Source organism: Candidatus Nanopelagicales bacterium (assembly GCA_018003655.1).
Lineage (GTDB): Bacteria > Actinomycetota > Actinomycetes > S36-B12 > UBA10799 > JAGNDY01.
Genome location: JAGNDY010000088.1, coordinates 1 through 6,760, shown reverse-complemented (window position 1 = coordinate 6,760; position 6,760 = coordinate 1). Strand labels below are relative to the sequence as shown.

General features: G+C 63.5%; 5 protein-coding genes and 1 tRNA gene. 2 read left to right on the top strand and 4 right to left on the bottom strand.

Features of this window, described 5'->3' with window-relative positions; translation table 11 throughout:
* Positions 1 to 964: cyclic nucleotide-binding domain-containing protein (locus tag KAZ48_09865; GenBank protein MBP7973095.1), on the bottom strand; the 964-nt coding region annotated here is incomplete at its 3' end.
* Between the two features lie 110 nt (positions 965 to 1,074).
* Here KAZ48_09865 and KAZ48_09860 point away from each other — a divergent pair.
* A complete protein-coding gene (locus KAZ48_09860; GenBank protein MBP7973094.1) occupies positions 1,075 to 2,016 on the top strand; it encodes an acetylxylan esterase in 942 nt (313 codons plus the stop codon).
* 132 nt (positions 2,017 to 2,148) lie between these two features.
* Positions 2,149 to 2,221 (top strand) — tRNA-Lys (locus tag KAZ48_09855).
* A gap of 69 nt (positions 2,222 to 2,290) precedes the next feature.
* On the opposite strand, the gene KAZ48_09850 is transcribed toward KAZ48_09855, so the two are convergent.
* From KAZ48_09850 to KAZ48_09840, 3 genes are all read right to left on the bottom strand, one after another.
* Entirely contained in the window at positions 2,291 to 3,772 is a 1,482-nt protein-coding gene (locus KAZ48_09850; protein ID MBP7973093.1) for a glycosyltransferase family 39 protein, read from the bottom strand.
* An 86-nt stretch (positions 3,773 to 3,858) separates the two neighbouring features.
* On the bottom strand, positions 3,859 to 6,249 hold the full coding sequence (locus KAZ48_09845) for an excinuclease ABC subunit UvrA (protein ID MBP7973092.1): 2,391 nt from the start codon (positions 6,247 to 6,249) through the stop codon (positions 3,859 to 3,861).
* A 149-nt stretch (positions 6,250 to 6,398) separates the two neighbouring features.
* The coding region (locus tag KAZ48_09840; protein MBP7973091.1) for a hypothetical protein at positions 6,399 to 6,760 on the bottom strand (362 nt) is incomplete at its 5' end.

Sequence of the window (6,760 nt, the reverse complement as noted above, 5' to 3'; positions counted from 1 at the left end):
GACGGGTGCGTGTTTCGCGCAGGCGGTTGCCAAGCACCCACAGCACTCGCTGCATCAACGTGATCCCGAAGCGCGGGTCGCGATCGGCCAGCCAGTGCAGGAAACTGCGGTCGAGGCTCAGAACCTCAGTCGGCTCACTTGCTCGCCCAGTCGCCCGGTATTCGTACGGCGCGACAAGCGCTGACCAGCCAATAACGCGACCGGGCTCTTCGATTCGCACACGCCATGAACCACCTGGCTTCGCGGCGATGTTGAGCAGTCGGTATGACGAATCGTAATCAAGATCGACTTTGCCGTATCGCAGCACAAAGACTCGATCTGCATCGTCCCCTCGGCTGAATAGTCTTTGCCCTGTGTCGAACTCAAGGATCTCGGCGTGGTCGGCAAGCTCCTTGACGTAGAACCGATCGAAACTGTCGAAGAATGGCGAAGCATTCAACACGTCGAGCGGACTGGCCAGTTCGCGTCGCGGGTCGCTCGCTGACGCGTCGCCGGAAATGGCGCTCGCCTGACTTGACGTTCGTGGAGAGACATATGGGGCCGCACGGTCGAGTCTGTCGGCGACTGCCGCAACCACCCGGCACAACAACTGGTATCCCAAAGCCGGATCGGCGCGGACCTCAGCCTCAATGGCCGATCTCGGAATGCGCAGGAAGGTGCTTGACTGCTGAGCCCGGACGGTGGCGGTATATCGGTACGGAGCCCGAAACGCTGACCAGCCCACAACTGACCCTGGCTGCGAAGTGGCGCCGACGTAGAGATCATCAGCGCTCTCGATTCGCAGCGAGAATGCGATGCTGCCGCTGAGCAAGAAGTGGACGCTGTGGGCGACGTCGTGCTGGCGGACAATTGCCTGATCGGATTCGAAAACGACGACCTGGCTGGCGTCCCCCAAACGCTGCATGACCTCAGCTGGCAGTCCCTGGAAGAAGGCCAACTCGCTGAGCAATTCGGTCGCGTTCATCGCTCGTCAAGCCTAGACCCAGGTGGCTGTGATCTCATCGACGAGACTGCTGGAGAATCATCGAATGCTGGCGCGACTGCGGTGGCCAACGAGATCTGGAGTTACCGCTCATGGACCGAGAGATCGATCGATCACAGCGACCGGTGCCACGCATCCCAGCGGACTTCGATGCGTTCTGGCAGCAGGCCCTTGAGGAGCTCGCAGGTGTCGACCCCGATGTGCGACCCGAGGCGCAAGCCGTCCAGGGTCCTCATGGACTCGTGCTCCAGTGGTCGTCTTTCCGGTCGGTGGGAGATGTCCGAATCCACTTCTATTCGATCACCAGCCAATCAAAACGGGTGCGGCCAACGTTGGTCCACAGCCACGGCTACGGCTCGCAGTGCGAACCGCGCTGGGATTGGGCCGCGGCCGGAGCCGACGTCTTTGGCGTCGACATCCGTGGGTGCGGACGCTCCGATGGCGCGCTACCACGAGCCTCGCGCTGGGGTTACATCATGAGCGGTATCGAAAGCCCCGAAACAAGCGTCCTGCGCGGGGCGGTTTGTGACTACATACGTTTAGCGCAAATCGCCAGGCAACGAGCGCAGTCGAGCGACCAAAGGGTCGTTTTGCACGGAGTCAGCTTCGCCGGCGGGCTCGCGCTGATGGCTGAGGCACTCCTCCACATTGCAGATGCCCTGGTTGTCGGTGTGCCCACGTTCGGCTGGGCCGAGGGCCGCTACTTCCTGAGTCAGGCTGGCTCCGGCGGTGAACTCCAAACGTACCTTTCTGCCCGGCCGGAGAGCACCGAAGATGTGATGGTCGTTCTGAGCTACTTCGACTCCGTGACCTTCGCGTCGCGCGTCACTTGTCCAACGCTCATCGGGCTCGGGCTACGCGACGAGGTTGTCCCGCCCGAAACCGTCTACGCGATCGCAAATCACATTCCCAGCACGATCGAGATCATGGAATTCCCCGTCAGCCACAGCGAACTTCCTGAGGAAGCCCTGTGGGCACGGTTCGATGATCGGTGCGTAGAGATCGCGCTGGAGGAGCAGAATGCTGAAGCGTGAGGCGATGGGTGTGGCAGCGTTCGCAGGCCAAGGTGACAAGCAATCCTTCAGCAGTCCCGCGTGCTAGTCCGGTAGTCTCACCCCGGCAACACTCTCCACTGGGTATATCAACACGGTTGTGTTCGTATCCCCGGGCCTCTAGCTCAATTGGCAGAGCTGCGGACTTTTAATCCGTAGGTTGCGGGTTCGAGTCCCGCGGGGCCCACGACGTCAACTTGCAGATCGCAGGCGGTTTTGGCCAGCACGCGCGAACAGCGGGCCGGACAGAGCACGCTCAGGCTGACTTCTGCCACAGGCTGACCCTGATGCGACCGAAGTCGCCATGCTCAGCTTGAGACCAATTCGCCTCCACATACGCGGCGACTGGGCCCCCGACGTTGGGGGTGGGTTCCCACACGGCCGCGTCGCCACCGTCGGTTTGCAGTACCCACACTCGATCCACCGATGGCAGCTCCGCGATCGCCTGCTCGACGGTGATTTGCGCGGGCCACAGGCTGTTGTTGGTGATCGCTGTCGATCCAGGCAGCACCGTCAGGTCACGCGGTGTGGTGTGACCTTCCTGGGCGAAATACCAGTCCGGGGCGAGTTCATCCCAGCTTGGCGAATACACGATGACATCGCCTGGTTCGGAGTTGGCGCTGATGTAGGCCACAGCCGCTCGGGGGTCTTCGCCCTCGTTGGGAGGCAAGACCACATAACTTGCAGCGGTGGCCAGAAGACATCCGACAGCGACGATCCCGGTCGCCATACGCAGCCAGGCATACCCGGCTAGCGACCTGTACGCGGCCACGGCAACGAGCGCCACCGCAAGTGCAATCGCGGGCATGCTCATGATCAGGTAGCGGGTCAAGAACATGGGTTGGTAGAGCAGCGATGCGATCGCTAATACGACGGCCGGGGCCAGCGCCCATCCCACTATCACGGTGATGTCGGTCCGGGTTTCGGGCAGGCGTTGACGTCTGACCAGCAGCACAACCGCACCGATTCCGAACAGGATCACTCCGGCTGCCCCAGCCATTGCGAGGAAGGCACGAGGGAAATCGGTGACGCCGAGTTGAGCGATCCAGCCCTGGTAGGACGGCTGGCTCAAGACGCCTGCGGCCACGGCCAATGCCACGGCAACGGGTAGCAGCGCCCAAGCCCATCGGGTGCGGCGTCCCGAAAGCCACAGCACTTGCGCCGCGACGGCCAGGATCGCCAGGAAGTGGAAGCCAACCCCTACCGCAGCCAGAACTGCCCAGCCGGCCATCACTGAGTTGGTCGCCGGCCGCTTCGCCCCATGGTGAGCGACTAGGCCGGCGGCGACGACAAAGAACGTCGCCAACGCGTACGGGCGGGCTTCGACCGAGTACTTCACCGCGATGGGGCTGATCGCCAAGAGTGTCGCCGCGGTCAACCCAACGGGCAGCCCACGGATGCGCCTGCCGAGCAGTCCAGTCAGCCCGACCGCGGCGGCCATGGCCAAAATCGACGGGGCCCGTAGCGCGAGTTCGCTGGCGCCGAACACGACGGACCAGAAGTGCATGAACAGGTAGTAGACGCTCATGGTGGCGTCCACGTCGGCCAGCATTTCCCACAACTGCGCGGGGGTTCTGCTGATGGCAGCGGCGGTCGCGGCCTCATCTAGCCAGAAGCCTTGGGTCGCCACCGGTGCGGCCAGCAGCAGCGATGCTGCAACGGGCACAGCCAACAGCCAGTTGGCTTTGCCTGCCGCACCGGACCGCGCAGGGGTCCCCGTGTCGATCACATATGCCATTCCATCGCCTTCAGTGACTGCCTCGCGTGTTGACGCGTCACACGTTCCTGTGGCGGAGACACAGCTGCCCGACGCCTGCCCCGAAATTACGCGCCGACGTAGGCCGCCAAATACTCGCCGGTCAGCGTCGAGCGGTCCACGACGAGCTCGGCGGGTGTGCCCTCAAAAACGACGTTTCCGCCGTCGTGGCCGGCGCCCGGTCCAAGGTCGATGATCCAGTCGGCGTGCGCCATCACGGCTTGGTGATGCTCGATCACGATCACGGACTTACCTGAGTCGACGAGGCGGTCGAGCAACGCGAGTAGTCGCTCAACGTCAGCGAGGTGAAGACCACTGGTCGGCTCGTCGAGCACATAGACCCCGCCCTTCGCAGCCATGTGGGTGGCGAGCTTGAGTCGCTGACGCTCACCGCCGGAAAGCGTCGGCAGCGGCTGACCGAGGGTGATGTATCCGAGCCCGACCTCGGCGAGGCGTTCAAGGATTGCGTGCGCGGCGGGGATGCTCGCCTCAGTGGAACTGAAGAACTCCTCGGCTTCGGTCACCGACATCGCCAGCACCTCGCTGATGTCCCGGCCACCGAGCTCGTACTCGAGCACGGCGGGCTGGAAGCGTTTGCCTTCGCAGTCCTCACAAACGGTAGCAACGCCAGCCATCATCGCCAGGTCGGTGTAGGTCACGCCCGCACCGTTGCAGGTGGGGCAAGCCCCTTCGGAGTTGGCGCTGAACAGTCCCGGTTTGACGCCGTTGGCCTTGGCGAACGCCTTGCGGATCGGGTCGAGCAGGCCGGTGTAGGTCGCCGGGTTACTGCGTCGCGACCCGCGAATCGCACCCTGGTCAACCACCACAACACCGTCGCGACCAGCGACCGAGCCATCGATCAGCGAGCTCTTGCCCGACCCCGCAACACCCGTCAACACGGTCAAAACGCCAAGCGGGATGTCCACGTCGACGTCTTGCAGGTTGTGGTTGTCGGCACCGCGCACCTCCATCACCGACGACCACTCCCGCAGCGACGGCTTCAGTGCCGCCCGGTCGTCCAGCTGGTTGCCGGTCAATGTGTCGCTACTTCGCAGTCCCGCGACAGTGCCCTCAAACACCACCTCGCCGCCGCCGATACCCGCACCGGGACCAAGGTCGACGACGTGGTCGGCGATGTCGATGACCTCCGGCTTGTGCTCAACGACCAGCACAGTGTTGCCCTTGTCCCGCAATTGCAGCAGTAGGTCGTTCATTCGAGCGATGTCGTGCGGGTGCAGTCCAACCGTCGGCTCGTCGAACACGTAGGTGACGTCGGTCAGCGACGACCCGAGGTGGCGGATCAACTTGGTGCGCTGGGCCTCACCACCGGACAACGTTCCCGTGGATCGATCCAACGACAGGTAGCCCAAGCCGATGTTGACGAATGCGTCCAGGTGCTGCCCAAGCGCCTCCAACAGCGGCGCCACCGTCGGCTCCGTCAGATCCGCGACCCACTCGGCCAAGTCGCTGATCTGCATGGCACAGGCGTCGGCGATGTTCTTCCCGTTGATCTTCGACGCGCGCGCACCCTCGTTCAGTCGGGCTCCATCGCACTCCGGGCAGATGGTGAACGTGATCGCCCGGTCAACGAATGCCCTGATGTGCGGCTGCATCGAGTCGCGATCCTTGGACAGCATGGACTTCTGGATCCGCGGAATCAGGCCCTCGTACGTCAGGTTGATTCCCTCGACCTTGATCTTGGTCGGCTCCTTGTACAGCAGGTCGTTGAGTTGCTTCTTGGTGTACTTGCTGATCGGTTTGTCGGGATCGAAGTAGCCGCAACCGCGGAAGATCCGCCCGTACCAACCGTCCATCGTGTAGCCGGGAATCGTCAGCGCACCCTCGTTGAGTGACAACGCGTCGTCGTACAGCGCGGACAGGTCGAAGTCGGTCACCGAACCCATTCCCTCGCACCGGGGACACATGCCGCCGGTGACGCTGAAGCTGCGGCGTTCCTTCACCGTCCGGCCGCCGCGCTCCATGGTGACGGCTCCCGCACCACTGATCGAGGCGATGTTGAAGGCATAGGCCTTGGGCGAGCCCAAGTGCGGCTTTGCCATTCGACTGAACACGATCCGCAACATCGCGTTGGCGTCGGTAACGGTGCCAACGGTGGACCGAGGGTTGGATCCCATTCGCTCCTGATCCACGGTGATCGCCGTCGTCAGGCCCTCCAGCAGGTCAACATCCGGGCGCGATTGCGTCGGCATGAATCCCTGCAGGAACGCGCTGTACGTCTCGTTGATGAGCCGCTGGGACTCTGCGGCGATCGTGCCGAACACCAGCGAGCTCTTGCCCGAGCCGGACACACCGGTGAACGCGGTCAATCGGCGTTTGGGGATCTCAACGCTGACGTCCTTGAGGTTGTTGACGCGGGCGCCTTGAACGCGGATCAGATCGTGGCGGTCGGCGGTGTTCGGTGCGCCGGACGGCACGTCAGCCTTTGCGGCCTTGCTCATCGGGTCTCCATGGGTGAGGTCGATCGCCGTGGCGGGTCTCCATCATCGCTATCCGCAGGCGATCTAGCCAGGCAACCGGGGCCCGCGACTCCGTTGCGTCGATCCAGTTGCCTCGATCGACTCCCGCAACCTACGCGAACGCGCGCAGTTCAGCCCGCTGTCCAACTGCCCGACGCACCGTGTTCGGCAGCCATTGCTGTGCGCAATCCCCTGGCCCAATGTGCTGCGCGCTCAACCTCGGAATCCAGCAGCCGGTTGCGGTTGTCGACCAAGAAGCTCTCCGGCTCGGCTACCAAGGTGAAGTCATGCCGGGCAAGTTTGCGAGCAATCAACCTCGACGCACGACCAGTGAGCAGTGCCCGTGCATCCAGGCGGGTATCGAACGCGGCGGCGCACTGGCCGTCCGACTGCGGCAACGCCTTGAACCAATCGCGCAACCCCGGGTCCTGCCAATGCTCGTCCATCGCGGGCGGCTCGGCCCCGTGTTTCTTGGCCGTCTCCTGCGCTTGCG

What these genes read in the sequence shown, in the direction of transcription:
- KAZ48_09860 (MBP7973094.1), top strand. Translation starts at nt 1,075, where the DNA reads ATGGACCGAGAGATCGATCGATCACAGCGACCGGTGCCACGCATCCCA.
- KAZ48_09850 (MBP7973093.1), bottom strand. Translation starts at nt 3,772, where the DNA reads ATGGCATATGTGATCGACACGGGGACCCCTGCGCGGTCCGGTGCGGCA.
- KAZ48_09845 (MBP7973092.1), bottom strand. Translation starts at nt 6,249, where the DNA reads ATGAGCAAGGCCGCAAAGGCTGACGTGCCGTCCGGCGCACCGAACACC.